The sequence below is a fragment of the Sorangium sp. So ce362 genome (assembly GCF_051519845.1).
Taxonomy (GTDB): Bacteria; Myxococcota_A; Polyangia; order Polyangiales; family Polyangiaceae; genus Sorangium.
Map to the genome: position 1 here is coordinate 11,294,893 of NZ_CP150332.1, position 17,515 is coordinate 11,312,407.

Below are 17,515 nucleotides of genomic sequence, written 5' to 3' on the forward strand. Positions count from 1 at the left end.
CCCATGCTGGATTTCCCGCCCTCGGCGTGAGGCGGGCGGAGCTCCGCGCACGGCGGCGAAGAGCGCCGTTGGCGCCTCCGCTCAGAGGGACTAGGTGTGTGTCTTGTCCCGACGCGCGTGCCCTGCGCACCGGGGCGTCCGAGGTGCAGATGCCCATCCCCCGCCGCGAGTCGGTTCAAGTCACCGGGAGGATCCTCTACCTGACCGAGGACCCGGAGCTCCTGAAGCAGCAGCTGGCGGGCGGCGAGCTTCGCTTCGAGCCCGAGCAGCACAGGCTGATCGACAACATCTCGACCGACGAGCTCACGCCGGGGTGGGTCTGTTACTACTACGACGAGACGCTCGCCCGGTACTGCCTGGTCGGCCTGCGCGGTGGGCTCATCGAGCGCGACGCCATCAAGAACGGCGGCTTCGGCGTCATCGTCAGCGGGCGCTCGAAGGGGTGCGGCAGCTCGCGCGAGACGGCGCCGTACTCGGAGCGCGAGGCCGGGATCCAGCTCGTCGTCGCGCGCAGCATCGAGAAGATCTACGGCCAGAACTGCCAGAACATCGGGCTGCTCACGACGACCGACCTCTCGCTGCTCGACCGGCTCGCGCGGGGCGACGAGATCCCGATCGGCGAGTTCACCCGCGGGCTCGACCCGATCAGCGCCGACGTCGTCGAGTACGGCGGCCTCTTCGCCTACAACAAGGCGCGGATGGCCGGCGAGGTCTCGCCGCCGACGCTCGACACGCCGCCGCGGCCGATGACGCTGTGCGAGAAGATCATCGCGGCGCACGCGATCATGGACGTCATGGCGGGCAAGATCGGGGTCGCGGCGGTGAAGCCGGGGGACGCGCTCTTCGTCCGCACCGACGTGCGCTTCTCGCACGAGTACGTCACGCCGATGGCCGAGTCGCTCTTCCGGGCGGGCTTCGGGCCGGACGCGGTCGTCACCGGGCCGGAGAGCGTCTTCGCCTTCCGGGATCACCTCACGTTCCTCGACCGCGTGATGCCGGAGGCGCACCTGAAGCTCGGCCTGCGGGAGCAGGCGGCCTCGCTCGCGACGGTGCAGGAGGCCTTCACCGAGCGGCACGGGATCCAGCTGTACGGCGAGGTCGAGCGCGACGGCAGGACCGTGGGCTCGGAGGCCATCTGCCACAACAAGGTGATCGAGGAGCTCGCGCTGCCGGGGCAGGTCGTGGCCGGGACCGACTCGCACACCTGCATGGCGGGGGCGCTCGGGTGCTTCGCGTTCGGCGTCGGCTCGACCGACATGGCCAACGCGTGGCTCACGCGCGATGTCCGCGTCGCGGTGCCGCAGTCGGTGCGCTTCAACCTGACCGGGCGGCTCGGCGCGGGGGTCACCGCGAAGGACGTGATGCTGTTCCTGCTCTCGCAGCCGTTCTGGAAGACGGGCCAGGGCATCGGCAAGGTGCTCGAGTTCGCGGGCGACGGCGTCCGCGCGATGGGCCTCGACGAGCGGGCGACGCTCACCAACATGGCGGTCGAGGCGGGCGGCTTCACCGGCATCATCGAGGCCGACGAGGAGATCGTGCGCTACCTCGTCGAGCAGCGCGGGCTCGCCGCGGAGGACGTGCGCGCGCGCATCGTGCGCGCGGATCCCGGCGCGGAGTACATGGCCACGTTCGACATCGATCTCGCCGCGGTCGAGCCGATGGTCGCGACGCCTGGCGATCCGCGGAACGGCGTGCCGCTGCGGTCGCTCCACGAGGTCTCGGGCGGCGAGGTGAAGATCGACATCGCCTACGGAGGCTCGTGCACGGGCGGCAAGAAGGCCGACATGGACATGTACGCGTCGGTGCTGCGCCGTGCGGTGGAGCAGGGCAAGCGCGTCGCCGAGGGCGTGCACCTCTACATCCAGTTCGGCTCGCAGGACATCCGCCGCTACGCGGAGGCGAAGGGCTACCTCGAGATCTTCGAGAAGGCGGGCGCCGAGCTCGTCGACCCCTCCTGCGGGGCGTGCATCAAGGCCGGGCCCGGTGTATCCGACCGCAAGGAGCAGATCACGGTCTCGGCCATCAACCGGAATTTCCCGGGCCGAAGCGGCCCCGGCCAGGTCTACCTGGCCAGTCCCCTGGTCGTCGCGGCGAGCGCGATCGCGGGCAAAATCGCTTTCCCGCAGTCATGACGCAGAGCGCCTATCGCGGAGTTACATACATAGTGCCCGCAATCGGCATCATGGAAAAACGAATGCTTTCCACGGAAGTGCGCCGTACGGTAAGGTGATCTTCTGTGGCGGATCGGGAGGAGCCCCAAGAGCGTATGACCGACAAGGACACGCTGGCGAAAAACAACGAAGCCTCGAAGACGGACAAGCGGAAGCAAAGCCTCTACTTTCCGGAGTCGATGCTGCAGGAAATCAAGGAGGAAGCGGCGCGGCTCGATCGCTCGCTTTCTTGGGTTGTGCAGCGCGCGTGGAAGCTGGCGCGGATAGACATCAAAAAGCTTCCCAGTGTCAATGACGTGGCTGACGACGAGGACAGCGGCGACTAACATCGCCGCGAGCCTCGCGTAAGACGCGTCGCTCGGGGATCGATGGGTCGAGAGCTCTTCGCCGCCGGGAAGGACGGTACGCGGATCTATGTCCGCTACCGGGAAGGTCCCGGCGGCATCGGAAGCTTGGCCAGCGGGGTCGGGGCGGGCTCGGAACGCCTCACCGCGGTGCTCTGCGACGGGATCGCGTGCGACGGCTTCATCTGGAAGTACCTGTGGGACGACCTGGCCCGTACGGTCAACGTCGCCCACTGGAACTATCGCGGCCACGGGCGGAGCAGCCTGCCTGTCGATCCGAAAGCGGTCGAGCTCCGCGACCACGCGAGCGATCTCGCTGCGGTGCGCGCGGCGATCGGCGACGGCCCTGTGGTGCTGTTCGGGCACTCGATGGGTTGTCAGGTCATCCTGGAGCACCTGCGGACCCACCGCGAGGGGGTGCGCGGGCTCGTGTTGATCTGCGGCTCGTCCGGCAGGATCACGCACCACTTCAAAGGCACGGATGTGCTCGCACAGCTCTTGCCGCGGGTGATCGAGCAGGTTGACGCGTACCCGCACATCGCGCGCGCAATATGGAGCCGTGTGCCGGCGCCGATGGCGCTCCGGATCGCGCTGCTCGCCCGCGAGGTCGACGCGAGCGCGGTCACCCCGGCGGATCTGCTGCCGTACATGCGGCACATGGTCGACATCGACTTCTCGATGTTCCTCCACATGCTGCGCAGCGCCGGCGAGCACTCGACGCTCGATCTGCTCCCGCAGATCGATCTGCCCGCGCTCGTGATCGCCGGCGATCGCGACACGTTCACCCCGCCTCGCCTGGCCGAGGAGATGGCGGCGGCGCTGCCTCGCGGCGAGCTGATGATGGTGAGCGGCGGCACGCACGTCGTCCCGCTGGAGCGCAAGAAGATGGTCATCGAACGCGTGGAGCAGTTCCTGCTCGAGCGCGTCATCGCGAAGGACGGATGACCCGCCGCGCGCGAGGCGGGCGCGCGCCCGGACCGGCGCGCGGGCTGCTGCGACGCCTCGGCGGCGCGGCGTCGCGGGGCCTGCTCGTCGCGGGGGCGATGATCGCGGCCTCGTGCGCGCGGCCGTCGTCCGAACGCAGCGGCGTGGCCGCCGGCGCGCTCGCCGCGCTGGCCGAGAACGAGGTCGCGCCCGGCGCGCCCGCTGCGCGCTCGTCGGGCGAGCCGCCCGCGCCTCCAGCGCCGGGCGCTGGAGCCACGGGGGACGCGCAGCTCGCGCGCGCTGCGGGGGACGCGCACGTCGCGCGCGCTGCGGGGGACGCGCACGTCGCGCGCGCGCTCCAGCGCTCGCCGCTGCGCGCGCTGCGGCTCACGGGCAAGCTGGCCGACGGTCGGTTCGAGGCGATCCTGGCGCTCGGCGCAGGCGCCGAAGGAGCGGCGCCGCGCGAGGTGAAGGTGAAGCTCGCGCCGGTGCAGAAGAAGGCCCCGCTCGCGTTCCGGCGCCCGGTCGCGTTCTATCGCCTCGCGAGGGCGCTCGGCGCGCACGTCGTGCCCGTCGCCGCAGCGCGCCGGATCGGCATCGGCGAGCTCGCGGCGCTCATCGGTCGCGAGCCGGACGCGCGCAAGCTCCTGCGTCGCTTCGCGGTCATGAACGACGGGACCGTCGACGCGCTGCTCCTCGCGCCCGCTCCGGGTCCACCCGGCCCGCGCTGGGCGTCGTCTCGCCGGCGATCGGTCCCGTTCGATGACGCGCCCGAGCTCGACGTCTGGGCGCGCTGGGCCCGCTCTCCGTCGCCAGCGCGCGGCGAGCGCACCTCGATCCTCCGCGATTACCTGGAGGTGCTCGCGCTCGACTACCTGGCCGGCAACGGGCTCCGGAAGGAGATCGTCCTCGACGTGGGCGCGGGGGCCCTCAGCCTGGAGGCCAACGCCAGCGCCTTCCCGCCGCACGTGAAGGCGCGCGAGCTGGATCGGCAGCTGGAGCGCCTGGTGGAGGCGGCGCGCTTCCCACGGGCGCTGCGCGACGCGCTCGCGCGGTTCGGACCCGAGGAGGCCGCCGCGGCGCTGCGCCCCGGCGGGTTCGAGGACGAGCTGGTGCCGCCGCGCGCCCTCGTCGAGCTCGAGGAGCGGAGGCAAGCGCTGCTCAGCCTGATCGAGGTGAAGATCGCCCACGGCGGAGAGGACGCCGTCCTCAGCCTCTAGCGCGGGTCCCTGCCGGAGCTCTGCCGCCGCGGCGCGCGATCGCCCGAGGCGCCGGCGTCGTTGCACCGAGCTCGGCTGCGCGGTCGCGCCGGCGCCGGACGCGCCTCGCGCGCCCCAGGGCGACCCGCACGAGCGCCTCGCCGCGCGCGCACCTTGATCTCCGGCGCCAGCGGGGCGATCACGTTGAACCGTGATCGACGTGGCGACCCTGCAGCGCTGGACGGAGGACATCGGCTACAGCGCCGAGCTGGCGAAGCCGTCGACCCTGCGCATCCGTCCGCGCGAGGAAGGGGTCGTCGAGCTCCCGCCGTTCTTCGTCCAGTGCACCGAGAACTGGGTCGTGCTCTCGATGTTCGGCGTGCTCGATCCGGTCGACACGGAGGGCCGTGACGAGGACGGAGCGAGGCTCACGCCCCTGGCCGAGGAGCTCGGCCAGATGCTCGGCGTGCTCCGTCACCTGCTCGAGGCCAACCGCGACATGCGCGTCGCCAAGTTCGCCCTCGACGAGCGGAACCAGATCCTGCTGTGCGCCGAGCTGCCCACCGAGTCGCTCGACCGCTCCGAGTTCGTCGATGCGGTCGAGCGGCTCATCGAGTACGCCACGACGTACCGGCACGCGTTGCTCGGCACCGACGCCTGACAGGTCGGGCACGGCCGGCGCCCTCACGCGATCACCGCTGCGTGATCACCACGCGGTGGTCGTCCCGGTAGGAGATGTTGCCCGACTCACCGCGGCAATCCCAGCAGGTCGCCCACGTGAGCCGCCGCCGCACGTAGCCGTTGAAGCCGAGCGCGATCGGCCCCGGCTCGCCCTTCAGCAGGAGCGACGACGCGATCCGGTAGCGATCTCCGGGGAGCTTCAGGAACGCGACGATGAACGTGTCGTCGTCGGACTTCCCCGTCACCACGAGCACCTCCTCGCCCGGCACCGGGTTCCAGAGCATCGGCGAGGTGGTGAGCGTCGTGTTCGGGGGCGGGCCCGCCCCGGGCTGGAGCGCCGGCGTGCCGCTCGGCGAGAGCCGCGTCCGGCCCCGGTTGAGCACGACGTTCACGTCGTCAGGCTCCTTGAAGAAGGAGACCTCCCCGCCGAGATCGCGGAGCTGCGGCACCGACGCGAGCAGCTCGGCGACCTGCTGCGGCCCGATCTCCGCGCGCCGGAACGTCTGCTGCCACTGCGGCGACGGGATCGACGCCGCGTTCGGCGCGCCGTGGCAGCACCGGAAGCCGATGTCGTCGCCCGACGCGCTCGGATCGACCGCCGCGCGGCGCGCGCACCGGTGATCCACGCCGCTCGCGCTCGCCGTGGCCCCTCGCACGGCGGCGGCCTTGGGCTGGAGGTTCTCGATCGGCGCGACGTCGCTCGCGGTCCACTCGCGCAGCGCGGCCCCCATGCCGACGACGCCGAACCCGGACGCGCACGACGCCGGCGCCTTGGCGCACGCCGGGTCCCACGCGGCCCCACCCGCGTAGGGCGTCCCCTCGGGGCCCTTGCACGCGCGCTCCCACTCGAGCTCGGCGCACAGCCGCCCGCCGGCCTGCTGGCAGAGCTCCGAGGCGCGCGCCCGCGTCACGCCGGTGAGCGGAGCCTGCGCGGGATCGTTCGGGTACAGGTAGCGATCGATGGTGAAGCCGCCCAGCTCGATGTCGAGCAACGCCGGCTCGAGCGTCGGATCGCGCCCCTTGTCCCCGGGCGTGCTCCCCGCGACGAGCTTCCCGGCGGGGATCTCGATGCGCGCCGGCCCCGCCGCCGCGGCGCCGGCCTGCGGCCTCGCGCTCGCGGCGGGCGACTCGTTCTCGGCCGCCTCGAGCACCTTCCCCGGCGGCGCGGGCGTCACCGGCGGGCCTCCGTCCGCGCGCTTCTCCCCGGCCTGCTGCTGCTGCTGCTCCGCGCGGCCGCAGCCGGACCCTCCGGCGATGCCGGTGGTGACGAGCAGGATCAGGGCAGCGGCGGGCGTCCTCGTCGGCACGGTTCCTCGAAAGCGCTCCGCCTTATGTCGCAGGACCCCTCGCCCGTCAAAGTGCCCGCGCTATGCTGGCCGGGATGGGGCAGGGCGTGAGCGGCGCACCGGATCCGATGGCCTCGCAGATGGCGCAGCTCCTCGCCTGCAGCGATCTCGACGAGCTGCGCGAGATCGTGAGGCGGTGGGTCGCCGAGGCGCCGACCGAGGGCGTGCGCCGGCACTACCAGGAGCTCGGCGGGCGCCTCATCGATCTCAAGGCGGCGCTCTCCGAGAACCCCGTGCAACCCACGGTCGCGGAGCTCGAGCAGGCGCTCACGATGATGCTCCGGCTCGCGGCCTCGAGCCCGAGGACATGAGCCGCCGGTGATGCTCGCCGACTTCCCTCCGTGGTTCCTGCGCGCCTTCGCGCTCTGCTTCGGCCTGCTCTGGGGGAGCTTCCTCAACGTCGTCATCCACCGCGTCCCGCGCGAGCTCAGCGTCGTCCGGCCGGGCTCGCGCTGCCCCGCGTGCGGCACGCCGATCCGCGCCTTCGACAACATCCCCGTCCTCAGCTACCTCCTGCTGCGCGGCCGCGCCCGCTGCTGCGGCGCGCCGGTGTCGCCGCGGTATCCGCTCGTCGAGGCGGCGGGCGGCGTCCTGTCGCTCGCGATCGTCGAGCTCATCATCCTCCAGCTCCCCTGGTCGACGCCGATCCTCCACGCGCTCGCCACCTACACCGCCGATCTCGCGCTCGCGCTCGGGCTGCTCGCGGCGACGTTCATCGACCTCGAGCACATGTACATCCCCGACGCGATCACGATCGGCGGCGCGGTGCTCGGCGTCGCCACCGCGTCGCTGCGCTCGATGGGCTTCACCGACGCGCTCCTCGGCGCGGCCATCGGCTTCGCCGTCGTCTGGCTCCCGTTCGTCGTGCTCTACCCGCGGATCCGCGGCGGCCGCGTCGGCATGGGGCTCGGCGACGCGAAGCTCCTCATGCTGGCGGGCGCCTGGTTCGGCTGGGGGGGCGCCCTGTTCGTGCTCGGCGCCGGCGCCGTCCAGGGCTCGATCGTGGCGATCGGCATGCTGCTCGTGCGCGGGAGCATCGAGGAGCCCGAGGCGGTGCGCCTCGAGCGGGAGCAGATCCGCGCCGAGCTCGCGGCGATGTCCCCCGAGGAGCGCGCGGCCGCCGAGAAGGAGATCGCGCAGGATCCGCTCGCGGAGGCGCCCGGCGAGGGGTTCGGCCAGGCCCGCATCGCGTTCGGCCCGTTCCTCGCGCTCGCGACGCTGGAATGCCTGCTCGTCGGCCGCGACGTGCTCGACGCGTATTTCTCATGGATCGACGCTGGATGAAGGCCCAGCTCCGCCGCGCGCTCGCCCCGACCGCGCTGCTCCTCGCCCTCGCGGGCTGCGGCAGCTCGCTCCCGCTGCCTCCGACCGGCCCCCACCTGCCGAGCGAGCCCGCGGTGGTCGTGCCCTACCCGCCGCCGCCGGCGCGGGTCGAGATCATCTCGCCGCCCGAGGCGCCGGGCCTCGTCTGGATCGACGGCGAGTGGCAGTGGCGGAGCCGCCGCTGGGCGTGGCAGCCGGGGCGATGGGAGGCCGTCCCGCCGGGCGGGTATTTCGCTCCCACCGCCACCGTGCGCCGCTCCGACGGATCGCTGGTGTGGTTCGCCGGGGTATGGCACGTGCCCGGCAAGAAGTGATCGACACCGCGGCCGTGCGATGGAAAGTCACCCCGTGCCGAGGTGCTCGACGCCGGCGCCCGCCGCCGCCCGGCGCCGGCGAGCCAGCTCGGCGCGCCGTCCCTTGCACGGATTGCACGGATCCATGAGCTCAGCCCCATGATGCTTGCCTGGTCGTTCGCAGCGCGCACACCCGACGAAATCGCCCGACTCCTCCGCGCTCTCGGCAAGCACCGGTACGTGCGCGAGGTCGATCATCGGCTCCACTGGTCCGTCGATCACGCCCTCGCCGAGCTGCCGGAGTTCGCGCCGCCCGCCGCCGCGTTCCAGGCGCGCCTGAAGAAAGAGCGCGGGATCGAGCTCGGCTCGCGCGATCCTTCGCTGTGGCGAGAGGCGAAGACCGAGGAAGTGATCGCGGCGCTCACGGCCTTCTGGGCCCCCGACGAGGCGGCGGAGCGCTACCGGGGCCGTCTGCTCGAGGTGCTCGCGCGGACGGGCCTCCCCGAGGCCCCCCACGCCCCCTTCGCGTCGGCCCCGAACGACCCTCCGCACCCGGAGCTCGTACTGCTCGACTGGGAGCTCTACCCCGTGGACGAGCTCGATGCGGACCGGCACGCCGGGGCGCTGACCGCCATGGAGGAAGCCGAGGAAGCGGTGAACGCATCGGCGTCGATCTACAACGAAGGCCCCGTCCTCGCGGCGCCCGAGCTCTGCGGGGGTGCGCCGAACGGGCTGCTCGAGGACGACTTTCTCGTGTGGTCGGACGGCCCCTACAGCTACTCGGATTACGTGTTCCGCGGGGTCGCGAAGGCGGCCAAGCTCGTCGAGCCGCCCACGGGCTACAGGGATCTGTAAGCGCGTCCGTCGCGTCAGTACGGATCGGGCTTCGGCGGCGGGAGGGTCGGAGCCTCCTCGGCGGGTGAGGCGAGGGTCGGAGCCACCTTGGCCGGGGGCGCGCCGGGCTGCGCGGTCGCGGTGGCCCTGGCCGTGGGGGAGGGGGCCGGCCCCCGCTGCGTCTGGTGGAGCGTCACCTCGAGCTCGATGTCCCTGTCGAACACGAGCATCCGTCGCTGCGCGACGTGGCCTGGAGCGGAGATCTCGATCCGATGCGCCGCGCCGTCCTTGATGAGCTTGCCGTCGAAAGGATTCGAGGGGAGCGCTACCCCGTCGACGAGGATCTGCGCGCTGGTCGGGCTCGCCTTGATCGACGCGCGGAGGAGCGCAGCACCCGCCCCCGCGCGTCGGGCGCTGCTCTCGGCTGCCGGCGGGGAGAGCTCGGCGCTCGGCAGCGCCGGCGCAGACGTCGGCGCAGGCGGTGCGCTCTGGGCCGGCGGCGCGGTCATGCGGACGCTCTGCCGGCCCGGATCGCGCACCTTCAGGTACAGCGTCGCGGCGCCGATCAGCGCGATGACCGCTGCGGACGCGACGAGCGGCAGCCGCGAGCGCCGCGGCGCCGGCGCGGGCTGAGCGGCGGGGGCGGGCTCGGTCCGCACGACGGCGTGGAGCGTCGCCTGCGGCGGGCTCGAGCGGTGGAGCGGACGCGCAGGCGTCGGGGGCGAGGAGGTCGTGATCGCCCCCTCATCCGCGGAAGGATAGGAGTCGAGCGGCTCGCGCATCGGCAGCGAAGGCAGCTTCGACGCGCGGCCGGCGAGCTCCGCGCCTCCCGCGTCGGGGCCGTGCTCCCGCAGCTGCTTGAGCTGGCGATCGATGATCGCCCGGATCTCGGCCCGCTCGTTGGCGAACAGCTCGCCCATGAGCTCGCCGACCTGCTCGGCCGCCACCTGCTCTCTCCGGCGCTCCGCGTAGCGATCGAGCTCCGCGCGCAGATCGGCGGCCGTCGAATAGCGTCGACTGGGCGAGCGGGCGAGCGCCTGGGCGCAGATGCGCGCGAGCTCGAAGGGCACGTCGGGGCGGGCGGACCGCACGTCCGGGATGTCCCGCATCAGGCGCGAGATGATCTGCGGATCCGTCAGGCCGCGCCAGAGGCGGCGGCCGGTGAGCACCTCCCAGAGGATGACGCCGGCCGAGAAGATGTCCGCGCGCCGATCGATCTGGGAAGAGTGCGCGAACGCCTGCTCCGGCGCCATGTACGCGACCTTGCCCTTCAGCGTGCCGGCCTGCGTCTCGACGACACGGTGCGCCGCGAGCGCGATCCCGAAGTCGACGATCTTCACCTGACCGTCGTACGTGATGAAGATGTTGTGGGGGCTGACGTCGCGATGCACGACGTGGAGCGGCGTCCCGTCGTAGTCGACGAGCTCGTGGGCGTAGTGGAGGCCGGCCAGCACCTCGCTGAGGATCCACAGCGAGACGGCCAGCGGGATCGCGCGCTCCTGCTCGCGCGCGCGGGAGATCACCCGGCTGAGCGGCTGCCCGTCGAGGTACTCCATGGCGATGAAGTACTCGCCGTCCGCGAGGCCGACCTCGTTGGTCTGCACCACGTTGCGGTGGTTCAGCCGGGCGGCGAGGCGGGCCTCGTCGAGGAGCATGTCCCGGAACTCGGGCTCGTCGGCGATGTTGGGCCGCAGGCGCTTGATGACCTGCAGCTTGCTGAAGCCTGCCGGCCCCACCGCGACCGCCAGGTGCACGTCCGCCATGCCCCCGTGCCCGAGCGTCGCGATGAACCGATACTTGCCGAGGCTGCGCGGGTCCCGGTCGGGAGGGGACAGCGGCACATCCGGCGGCGCATCCCGGCCGACGGGGGTCGGCGCGTCGCGGTCCGGGCGTCGCATGGGGACCGTCGGCGGAGGCTCGGAGGACGTAGGGACGGGCAGCTGCCTGGACCGCAGGGTCCGCGTGTCGATCGTCGTCTGCACATGCTCCGGCGGGCCAGAGGCGGCGAGCTCGTTGCTGCGAGCGGAGTCCACCGCCCAGTCAGCCTCGTCGTTCGTCCCCTTGGGCTCGCTCACCGCAGAATGGTCCTGATCCAGCGACGTCCAGTCAAGCAGACCGCAGCGCGGGCAAGCGCTTGCATCGCATCGGGCGGGCGCCGATCGCGCTCGCCCATGACGGCGAGCCGGCATCCAGCCCAGAAGCCCTCGGCAACCCGACGCGGCGCCTGCTATTGTGAAAAATGTCACTCGCGGCGAGGTTCCTGTACCTGGGGGGAGGATGTGAGAAGCTCGCCCTGACTTGCGCACCATTTCTTGTGAAGAGGTAGCCGATGCCCTGTGACTCGATTCCGCGGCGCTTGCTGGGTCAGGCGAAGGCGCGGCCCGAGGCTCCAGCCCACTACGTCAAGGAGGAGGGGTTCTGGCGGATGACCAGCTTCCGGGAGTACGCGGGCGAGGTGCGGCGCGCCGGCAAGTCGCTCATCGCGCTCGGCGTCGCGCCGGGCGACAAGCTGAGCCTCCTCGGCTTCAACCGGCCCGAGTGGGTGGTGCTCCACGTGGCCGGCATGGCGATCGGGGGCGCTCCCGCGGGCATCTACACGACGTGCTCGCCCGAGGAGGTGCGCCACGTCGTGCACCATTCGGCCTCGAAGCTGGTGCTGGTCGAGAACAGGGACCAGCTCGAGAAGGTCCTCCGCCAGTGGGATCGGCTGCCGCAGCTCGCGTGGGTGGTGCTGATGCAGGGCGCGGCGCCGGAGGGCGATCCGCGGGTGCTGTCGTGGGACGAGTTCCTCGCCCGGGGCAGCCGGATCTCGGACGAGCTGCTCGAGCAGCGACTCGACGCGCTCGAGCCGCGGGGGCTCGCGACGCTGCTCTACACCTCCGGGACGGTGGGGCCGCCGAAGGGGGTCATGCTGAGCCACGAGAACCTCACGAGCTCGGCCGACCTGGCGGCGCGCATCCTCCCGTTCTCGCCCTGGGACATCGGCCTGTCCTACCTGCCGCTGTCGCACATCGCCGAGCAGATGTTCACGATCCACATCCCGGCCTCGGTCGGCGCGGCCGTATACTTCGCCGAGTCGATGGAGGCGCTCGCGGACAACCTCAGGGAGGTGCGTCCGACCGCCTTCTTCGGGGTCCCGCGCGTCTGGGAGAAGATGAGGGCCGGGATCGAAGCGAAGCTCTCCGGGGCGAAGGGCGTGCAGAAGCTCTCGCTCGAGCAGGCGCGGCGCGTCGGCCTCCAGCACAGCGAGCTCCGCGCGCGGGGCGAGAAGCCGGGGCCGTTGCTCGCGCTGCAGCACCGCCTCTTCGACAAGCTTGTCTACTCGAAGGTGAAGGCGGCCCTGGGGCTCGGCCGGGCGCACGTGTGCAGCAGCGGCGCGGCGCCCATCGCGAAGGAGCTCCTCGAGCTCTTCGCGTCGCTCGATATCCTGATCACCGAGGTCTACGGCCAGTCGGAGGTGACCGGCGCGACGAGCTACAACCTGTCGGGCAGGACGAAGCTCGGCTCCGTCGGCCCCGCGGTGCCGGGCCTGGACGTGAGGATCGCCGACGACGGCGAGATCCTCGTGAAGGGGCCGACCGTGTTCCTCGGCTACTACAAGGACGAGGAGGCGACGGCGCAGGCCCTCGTCGACGGCTGGCTCCACTCGGGGGATCTCGGCAGGTTCGACGAGGAGGGGTTCCTCCACATCACCGGGCGGAAGAAGGAGATCCTCATCACGGCCGGCGGAAAGAACGTCTCTCCCAAGAACATCGAGGAGGCGCTGAAGCGCCACGGCCTCATCGCCGAGGCGGTGGTCGTCGGCGACCGGCGCAGGTTCCTCACGGCCCTGCTCGTGCTGGCGCCCGACGCCGTGAAGCGCTTCGCGGCCGAGCGCGGGCAGAGCGGCGACCTCTCGCACGCGTCGCCGGAGATCCAAGAGGCCGTGCAGCGGGCCGTCGACGAGGTGAACGGCCAGCTCGCGCAGGTCGAGACGATCAAGAAATTCTCGATCCTGCCGCGCGGCTTCACCATCGAGGACGGCGAGCTCACGCCGACGCTGAAGATCAAGCGGCGCAACGTGAGCCAGAACTTTGCGCGCGAGATCGAGGCGATGTACGCCGAGTAATCATGCGCAACGAGCCTGCCACCGCCGTCTCTTTCGACTTTGGCCAGACCCTTGTGGAGCTCGACACCGGGCTGCTCTCCGCCCGCCTCGCGGAGCGGGGTATCGCCGCCTCCCGGGAGCAGCTGGACGGGGCGGTCGACGAGGGATGGCGCGCCTACAACGACGCGATCCTGCGCGGGCTCGGCGGGCACCCGTGGAAGATCATGATGCGCCGCCTGCTCGAGGCGGGCGGCGTGCCGGCCGGCGCGCTCGACGCGGCGGTCGACTGGCTCTGGACGGAGCAGCCCCGGAAGAACCTCTGGCGCCGGCCGATCGCCGGGATGATCGACGTCGTGGTCGAGCTCAGGCGGGCCGGCGTGCCGGTCGCGGTGCTGTCGAACTCGGAGGGTCGGCTCGCCGAGCTGGTCGAAGAGCTCGGCTGGTCTGCGCACTTCGTGGCGATCGCGGATTCGGGGCGGCTCGGGTTCGAGAAGCCGGGCAGGGAGATCTTCGCGTGGACAGCCGAGCGCCTCGGCGCGCCGCTCGCCGCGGTGATCCACGTGGGCGACTCCCTCGCTGCAGATGTCGATGGCGCGCTCGCGGCAGGAATGCAGGCCGTCTGGTTCAAGGGCGATCCGCAGCGGGCGGGGCAGATGCCCCACGCCGAGCGCGTGGCCGTGTGCGACGGCGCGGATGCGCTGCGCGGCGCGCTCAGGACGTTCGGCGTGCGCTTCTAGGACGTTCGGCGTGCGCTTCTAGGCTGTCCACCTTCGTGCGCCAGCGCGAGGCTCCGCGCTCGCGGGCCCGTCAGGTGGGCGGTGGTCCGCAAGCGCGCAGCCGACGCGCAAGGCCACCGCGGGCGGCGCTCCCCCGGCGCCCTCATTTCTGTGAGCACGAACGTCCCGGGAGGCGCCTCCGCCCCGCGCGCGTCGCGCGCGCTTCTCTCCGGGATCTCCCCGGCCTGCTGCCTCACGCCGGTGCGCCGGTCTCCGGATCGTGCAGCCGATGCACGTCTTTCGGGTGGTTCGGGCATTGCTGGAGACCGGCTCACGATGGTCGTCAAGGATGCAAGCATCGAAGAAGAGCCCGTGTTCGGGGAGCGGCAAGCGAACGTTCCCGCCGTCTTCCCTCGCGTCGTCAGCGAGGCCCGCCGCGCGGACGAGCGGCTCGTCTCGCTCGTGCAGGAGCGCCCCGTGGCCACGCTGTGCGTGGTGGCCGCGGTGGGATACCTGATCGGACGGGTCGTTACACGGCTGGGTTGAGGAGGTCACCATGACGGAAAGCGAGGTCGAGGCGACACGGGAGCGCGAGGCGCGGGAGAAGGTGAACGACGCGCTCGGCCGGCTCGACGCAACGGAGGTCACACGGGCGGTCTCGGCGTTCGCGCGGGAGAACCCGCATGTAGCGCTCGCTGCGGCGGCTGGGCTCGGGTTCCTGCTCGGCGGGGGCCTGACGCCGCGCGTGCTCAGCAGGCTCGGGTCCTTCGCGACCCGCAGCTATGTCAAGAGCACCTTCGCTCACGCCGTCGGAACCTTCCTCGACGAGCAGGCGCGATCCCAGGAACAGCTCGGATCGTCGCCCTGACCCCCCAGTACCTGCGGGTGGTGGCCCGTTGGCCCCGGAGTGAATCCCATGAAGGCGGTAATGCAGGAAGATCATTGATCTTTTCTTCCCGCCTTCCCGCCTTCATGTTCAAATCCGGCCACCACCCACCAGCGCGTGCGCCCTCGGCGGCACCTGCGCCGCCCTCTTGCGGGATGCGCACCGCCCCACGTCGCGCCCGGCGTGCGCCGCCCGCGCGAGGCGTCGCCTCGGCCGCTGCGCGCCGGGCGAGCGTCCTTCAGGCTCGGCGGCTGTACGTCTTGCGGATGCGTCGACCGCCGCTCTCGCTCAGCACCTCTTCGACGCTGCGGGACACGTCGGGCAGACACCGGACGGAGAGCACCGCGCCGCCGCCCGCGCTGCCGACCTCGTCGAGCCGCCGCGCCTCGTACTCGGGCAAGCGCGCGCCGAGCACGGCGCCCAGCAGGGTGCCGGCCGCGCCGGCGGCGCCCGCCCCGGCGAGGCACGCGACGATGGGCCCCGCCAGGAACGCATCGAGCCTCGGGATGATCAGCGCGCCTCCCGCCGTCATCGCGGCGAGCGCGCCCCCGACGAGCCCTCCGATCACGGCGCCCAAGGCGGCCCCTTCGGACGCCTTGCTGTGGATCGTCAGCTCGATCTCGTCCAGACGGGAGTGCTGCTTGGGCACCATGCTGATGTCCTCGGCCGCGACGCCCAGGGCGAGCAGGCGGCCAAGCGCGCCCGTGGCTTCCGTGCGGCCTGGGAAGAATGCAGTGAGCGTCCGGTAATACATCATTCGACGAGGGCCCCTGTGACGCGCTTCGCGAGGTGGCTCGTTCAATCCATCTGCTCTCGGAAAAGCATCGCTTGTGCCGCTCGGGCTGCGCAGATGTCGCTCGGCCGCCGGAAAGCGTTCGGGAAATGATGGAAGGCGCCGCGCCGCGCTGGGACGGTGCCGGCGCCTTCGCGCCCTGCTCCGAGGGCTCGCTCAGCGAACGCCGAGGTCGTTGGCGAACGAGCGCTCCCCGGGGGGCGCGCTTGTGCTCTCCTGGATCTCGTCCTGAGCCCGCCGCGCGGCGCCCAGGGCGCGATCCTTGACCTTCTCGGCGCGCTCGCGCAGCCGGCCTGTGCTGTCGCGCAGCCGGCGGCGCGCCTCGTCACCCGAGGTCGGCGCGACCAGGACGCCGACCCCGACGCCGACCGCGACGCCGAGGCCGAGGCCGACCGAAACGGGAACGATCCAGTCGAGTGAGCTCCTTCTCCTGTAGGGGAACATGTCGGCCATGTAATTGACGAGATCGGTTGCCTTCATTGTGGCTCCGTCGGTTCGCACAGCGTTCGGGGCGCGAGCATCGCGTATCCCTCAGCGTGGATTCACGTGGCTGGAACAGTGACCGGCGGGACGTGAGGCAGCGCGCATGCCAAGGGCATATTGCGCACGGAGGGAGCAGGGCGCGCGGGCGCCCTGCCGTGGATACGAGCGCGGTGCGAGGAGCGCCGCGGCGCTAGCGGCAGAAGCCGTCGACGCAGACCCCGCCGTCGCTGCAGGATGTCTCGGGCTCGCACTCGCCGCCGAGGTTCTCGCTCGATCCGCACACCTGATGGACGCCGGAGAACGTCGTCACGGTCCTGCACTCGCTCAGCGAGGGCGACTGGTTGTCGCATGCGTTCGGGTTCGGCTGCTCGCACGAGATGTAGCAGCTGTGGTGCAGGCAGATCGACCCCGGCGCGCAGACGTCCTGCGCGCCATCCTCGCGGCACACGAAGTTGCTCGACTGATTCGGGATGCAGCCGTTCTCGACCCAGACGTCGCCCTCGGGGCAGTCGGCGCCGTCGCTCCTCGGAACGCAGGCGCCGTCGACGCAGACGGCGGCGGGGCCGCCGCAGTCGTCGGTGATGACGCAGGGCTGCGCAGGCTGGGAGCAGGTGCCGAGGGTTGCGTCGCAGCGGTAGCTGCTGGGGCAGTCGGCGTCCTCGCTGCAGGCCGGCGTGCATTTGCCCTCGACGCACTTGTCGTTGACCGGACACTGGGTCTGGTCGAAGCACTGGTCCTGAGGCGCGGTGCAGATGCCGCTCACGCAGAGGTAGTCAGCGCCGAGGCCGGCGCAGTCGGCGTCGGCGCCGCAGGCGGCCGGGGTCGCCGGGACGCAGGTCGCGGCGTCGCCGTTGCCTTCGCAGACATGGCCGTGGATGCACCCGAGGGGCTCGCCGCTCGGGAGGACCTGGTCGCAGCTGCCGGGCTGGCACGTGCCGTCCGGCGCGCAGGTCTCGCCCGCGGCACAGTCGTCGGGGTTGCCGCAGTACACCGCGCCGCCCCCTCCGCCGCCGCCGCTGCCGCCGCCGCCCTCCCCGGAGGAGCCGGTCGCGACGCACGAGGCGGTGCGATCGTCGGCGATCACGCACTCGAAGCCGCCGCTACACCCCCACGCGGTGCAGTCGCCGACGTGGCATTCGTTGTCCCGGCCGCAGGTCTCGTTGACCCCGCAGTCGGCCGGCTCCTCACAGCCGTTCGCGCTCGGGGCGCCGGACCCGCAGTCCTCTGCATCGCAGAAGTAGTCGCTGTCGGCGTCATCGTAGATGGGGCAACCCGCGAGGAGGGGCGCCAGCACGCTCGCGAGACCCAGCAGAGTAAGTCGCTTCATTCACCGTCTCCCGAAGGCATTCGGCCGCCCGGCGTCGAGGGGGGGCGCCCTCGCGCGTGACGGTCGCGACCGGACGAGCGTAGCAAGCGACATGCCCCGAACAAGCCC

General features: G+C 71.8%; 18 protein-coding genes. 13 read left to right on the forward strand and 5 right to left on the reverse strand.

All coding sequences use genetic code 11. The annotated features are described in order from the left end of the window. The first annotated feature begins 98 nt into the window (after positions 1–98). From WMF17_RS43290 to WMF17_RS43310, 5 genes are all read left to right on the forward strand, one after another. Positions 99–2,132, forward strand: coding sequence for an aconitase family protein (locus tag WMF17_RS43290; protein WP_437599407.1), 2,034 nt, complete (start codon positions 99–101; stop codon positions 2,130–2,132). Positions 2,133–2,266: 134 nt separating this feature from the next. After that, positions 2,267–2,497, forward strand: coding sequence for a TIGR04563 family protein (locus WMF17_RS43295; RefSeq protein WP_012241296.1), 231 nt, complete (start codon positions 2,267–2,269; stop codon positions 2,495–2,497). Positions 2,498–2,539: 42 nt separating this feature from the next. Continuing rightward, the gene (locus WMF17_RS43300) at positions 2,540–3,460 is read left to right on the forward strand and encodes an alpha/beta fold hydrolase (RefSeq protein WP_437599408.1); all 921 of its coding nucleotides are present in this window, start codon (positions 2,540–2,542) and stop codon (positions 3,458–3,460) included. After that, positions 3,457–4,659: a hypothetical protein gene (locus WMF17_RS43305; protein WP_437646739.1), complete on the forward strand. Its 1,203-nt coding sequence runs from the start codon at positions 3,457–3,459 to the stop codon at positions 4,657–4,659. Before WMF17_RS43300 ends, WMF17_RS43305 begins: the two co-directional genes overlap by 4 nt. Before the next feature lie 190 nt (positions 4,660–4,849). Continuing rightward, the gene (locus tag WMF17_RS43310) at positions 4,850–5,299 is read left to right on the forward strand and encodes a YbjN domain-containing protein (RefSeq protein WP_437599410.1); all 450 of its coding nucleotides are present in this window, start codon (positions 4,850–4,852) and stop codon (positions 5,297–5,299) included. A 31-nt stretch (positions 5,300–5,330) separates the two neighbouring features. Here the strand turns inward: WMF17_RS43310 and WMF17_RS43315 are convergent, their stop codons facing one another. Then, positions 5,331–6,626, reverse strand: a complete 1,296-nt coding sequence (locus tag WMF17_RS43315) for a formylglycine-generating enzyme family protein (RefSeq protein ID WP_437599411.1) — start codon at positions 6,624–6,626, stop codon at positions 5,331–5,333. 62 nt (positions 6,627–6,688) lie between these two features. Here WMF17_RS43315 and WMF17_RS43320 point away from each other — a divergent pair, with 62 nt between their 5' ends. The 4 genes from WMF17_RS43320 (at position 6,689) to WMF17_RS43335 (ending at position 9,136) form a co-directional block, all read left to right on the forward strand. After that, the gene (locus WMF17_RS43320; protein WP_437646741.1) at positions 6,689–6,976 is read left to right on the forward strand and encodes a hypothetical protein; all 288 of its coding nucleotides are present in this window, start codon (positions 6,689–6,691) and stop codon (positions 6,974–6,976) included. A gap of 10 nt (positions 6,977–6,986) precedes the next feature. After that, the gene (locus WMF17_RS43325; protein ID WP_437604370.1) at positions 6,987–7,949 is read left to right on the forward strand and encodes a prepilin peptidase; all 963 of its coding nucleotides are present in this window, start codon (positions 6,987–6,989) and stop codon (positions 7,947–7,949) included. After that, the gene (locus tag WMF17_RS43330) at positions 7,931–8,302 is read left to right on the forward strand and encodes a YXWGXW repeat-containing protein (protein WP_437646742.1); all 372 of its coding nucleotides are present in this window, start codon (positions 7,931–7,933) and stop codon (positions 8,300–8,302) included. The genes WMF17_RS43325 and WMF17_RS43330 overlap by 19 nt, the downstream gene beginning before the upstream one ends. A 138-nt stretch (positions 8,303–8,440) precedes the next feature. Then, a complete protein-coding gene (locus tag WMF17_RS43335) occupies positions 8,441–9,136 on the forward strand; it encodes a hypothetical protein (RefSeq protein ID WP_437646744.1) in 696 nt (231 codons plus the stop codon). A gap of 14 nt (positions 9,137–9,150) precedes the next feature. Here the strand turns inward: WMF17_RS43335 and WMF17_RS43340 are convergent, their stop codons facing one another. Then, positions 9,151–11,190: a serine/threonine protein kinase gene (locus WMF17_RS43340; RefSeq protein WP_437646746.1), complete on the reverse strand. Its 2,040-nt coding sequence runs from the start codon at positions 11,188–11,190 to the stop codon at positions 9,151–9,153. A gap of 254 nt (positions 11,191–11,444) precedes the next feature. On the opposite strand from WMF17_RS43340, the gene WMF17_RS43345 reads away from it, so the two are divergent. The 4 genes from WMF17_RS43345 to WMF17_RS43360 all read left to right on the forward strand — a co-directional run bounded on the left by WMF17_RS43345 (position 11,445) and on the right by WMF17_RS43360 (position 14,786). Next, positions 11,445–13,223: an AMP-dependent synthetase/ligase gene (locus tag WMF17_RS43345; protein ID WP_437646748.1), complete on the forward strand. Its 1,779-nt coding sequence runs from the start codon at positions 11,445–11,447 to the stop codon at positions 13,221–13,223. Positions 13,224–13,225: 2 nt separating this feature from the next. Then, positions 13,226–13,939, forward strand: a complete 714-nt coding sequence (locus WMF17_RS43350; RefSeq protein ID WP_437646750.1) for an HAD family hydrolase — start codon at positions 13,226–13,228, stop codon at positions 13,937–13,939. Positions 13,940–14,254: 315 nt separating this feature from the next. After that, a complete protein-coding gene (locus tag WMF17_RS43355; RefSeq protein WP_437646752.1) occupies positions 14,255–14,464 on the forward strand; it encodes a hypothetical protein in 210 nt (69 codons plus the stop codon). 10 nt (positions 14,465–14,474) lie between these two features. Continuing rightward, positions 14,475–14,786, forward strand: coding sequence for a hypothetical protein (locus WMF17_RS43360; RefSeq protein WP_437576972.1), 312 nt, complete (start codon positions 14,475–14,477; stop codon positions 14,784–14,786). Between the two features lie 256 nt (positions 14,787–15,042). Here WMF17_RS43360 and WMF17_RS43365 read toward each other — a convergent pair whose 3' ends face one another. From WMF17_RS43365 to WMF17_RS43375, 3 genes are all read right to left on the reverse strand, one after another. Continuing rightward, the gene (locus tag WMF17_RS43365) at positions 15,043–15,561 is read right to left on the reverse strand and encodes a hypothetical protein (RefSeq protein ID WP_437646754.1); all 519 of its coding nucleotides are present in this window, start codon (positions 15,559–15,561) and stop codon (positions 15,043–15,045) included. 192 nt (positions 15,562–15,753) lie between these two features. Continuing rightward, positions 15,754–16,077 carry a YtxH domain-containing protein gene (locus tag WMF17_RS43370; RefSeq protein ID WP_437646756.1) on the reverse strand — a complete coding sequence of 108 codons (324 nt, stop codon included), beginning with the start codon at positions 16,075–16,077 and terminating at the stop codon, positions 15,754–15,756. Positions 16,078–16,270: 193 nt separating this feature from the next. Further along, a complete protein-coding gene (locus WMF17_RS43375) occupies positions 16,271–17,407 on the reverse strand; it encodes a hypothetical protein (RefSeq protein ID WP_437599421.1) in 1,137 nt (378 codons plus the stop codon). Positions 17,408–17,515: the final 108 nt, after the last annotated feature.

What these genes read in the sequence shown, in the direction of transcription:
- WMF17_RS43295 (WP_012241296.1), top strand. Translation starts at nt 2,267, where the DNA reads ATGACCGACAAGGACACGCTGGCGAAAAACAACGAAGCCTCGAAGACG.
- WMF17_RS43300 (WP_437599408.1), top strand. Translation starts at nt 2,540, where the DNA reads ATGGGTCGAGAGCTCTTCGCCGCCGGGAAGGACGGTACGCGGATCTAT.
- WMF17_RS43305 (WP_437646739.1), top strand. Translation starts at nt 3,457, where the DNA reads ATGACCCGCCGCGCGCGAGGCGGGCGCGCGCCCGGACCGGCGCGCGGG.
- WMF17_RS43320 (WP_437646741.1), top strand. Translation starts at nt 6,689, where the DNA reads ATGCTGGCCGGGATGGGGCAGGGCGTGAGCGGCGCACCGGATCCGATG.
- WMF17_RS43325 (WP_437604370.1), top strand. Translation starts at nt 6,987, where the DNA reads ATGCTCGCCGACTTCCCTCCGTGGTTCCTGCGCGCCTTCGCGCTCTGC.
- WMF17_RS43330 (WP_437646742.1), top strand. Translation starts at nt 7,931, where the DNA reads ATGGATCGACGCTGGATGAAGGCCCAGCTCCGCCGCGCGCTCGCCCCG.
- WMF17_RS43335 (WP_437646744.1), top strand. Translation starts at nt 8,441, where the DNA reads ATGATGCTTGCCTGGTCGTTCGCAGCGCGCACACCCGACGAAATCGCC.
- WMF17_RS43345 (WP_437646748.1), top strand. Translation starts at nt 11,445, where the DNA reads ATGCCCTGTGACTCGATTCCGCGGCGCTTGCTGGGTCAGGCGAAGGCG.
- WMF17_RS43350 (WP_437646750.1), top strand. Translation starts at nt 13,226, where the DNA reads ATGCGCAACGAGCCTGCCACCGCCGTCTCTTTCGACTTTGGCCAGACC.
- WMF17_RS43355 (WP_437646752.1), top strand. Translation starts at nt 14,255, where the DNA reads ATGGTCGTCAAGGATGCAAGCATCGAAGAAGAGCCCGTGTTCGGGGAG.
- WMF17_RS43360 (WP_437576972.1), top strand. Translation starts at nt 14,475, where the DNA reads ATGACGGAAAGCGAGGTCGAGGCGACACGGGAGCGCGAGGCGCGGGAG.
- WMF17_RS43365 (WP_437646754.1), bottom strand. Translation starts at nt 15,561, where the DNA reads ATGATGTATTACCGGACGCTCACTGCATTCTTCCCAGGCCGCACGGAA.
- WMF17_RS43370 (WP_437646756.1), bottom strand. Translation starts at nt 16,077, where the DNA reads ATGAAGGCAACCGATCTCGTCAATTACATGGCCGACATGTTCCCCTAC.
- WMF17_RS43375 (WP_437599421.1), bottom strand. Translation starts at nt 17,407, where the DNA reads ATGAAGCGACTTACTCTGCTGGGTCTCGCGAGCGTGCTGGCGCCCCTC.